The organism is Pseudoalteromonas sp. BSi20652, from assembly GCF_000239855.1.
GTDB lineage: Bacteria > Pseudomonadota > Gammaproteobacteria > Enterobacterales > Alteromonadaceae > Pseudoalteromonas.
Map to the genome: position 1 here is coordinate 1 of NZ_BADT01000171.1, position 779 is coordinate 779.

A 779-nucleotide genomic window follows, 5' to 3' on the forward strand; every position below is an offset into this window, starting at 1 on the left:
GAAAACATAATGCGCGATGTAAAATTTCGACAACACAATATCGTAGCAGCGGGTTTACCCCGCGATTATTGTGCAAACAATCAACTAAACATAAAACACAATGCGCGATGTAAAATCGCGACTACGCAAATTTATAAAAATTGCATATGCTTTATATTCGTGGGTCTGTGATTGCTAAAATACGGGTATGTTATGCATCGTTCATATTTATTACGAAAGGGAAGAGTATCAAAAGCAAACCACTATTATGCTATTACACTGGTTTGTCATGAGCGAAACAACTTATTCACAAGCTTAATAATTAATAGAGCTATTATTAATGAAATGAGGGAATTAGAAAGAGAGCAACTAATTAAATCAAATACCTTCGTTATAATGCCAAACCATATTCATTGGTTATTACAATTATCCGATAGCGCAACATTAAGTGAGGTAATTAGAAGCTTCAAAGGACGCTCAACCACGGTGTATAGACAATTTGGCAGACAAAAGCTTTGGCAAAAAGGGTTTTATGATCACTTAATAAGAAATACCGAAGACTTAAATAGCTGTGCTAGATACATAGTAGCAAACCCTTTGCGTGCAAATTTAATAGAAAATATTGCAGAATACCCATATTGGGATAGTATTTATCTAAACTCGTAGCAGCGGGTTTACCCCGCAACATTTGGCAACTAATCTCCCAACCGAAAACACAATGCACGATGTAAAATCGCGACTACGCAATATCGTAGCAGCGGGTTTACCCCGCGATTATTGTGCAAACAATCTCCCAAACG

At 36.7% G+C, this 779-nt stretch carries 1 protein-coding gene; it reads left to right on the forward strand.

Annotation, left to right across the window (positions count from 1 at the left end):
• Positions 1 to 192: 192 nt before the first annotated feature.
• The gene (locus tag P20652_RS18730; protein WP_033017769.1) at positions 193 to 645 is read left to right on the forward strand and encodes a transposase; all 453 of its coding nucleotides are present in this window, start codon (positions 193 to 195) and stop codon (positions 643 to 645) included.
• Positions 646 to 779: the final 134 nt, after the last annotated feature.

Coding starts and splice junctions, on each gene's coding strand:
- P20652_RS18730 (WP_033017769.1), top strand. CDS start 193: ATGCATCGTTCATATTTATTACGAAAGGGAAGAGTATCAAAAGCAAAC.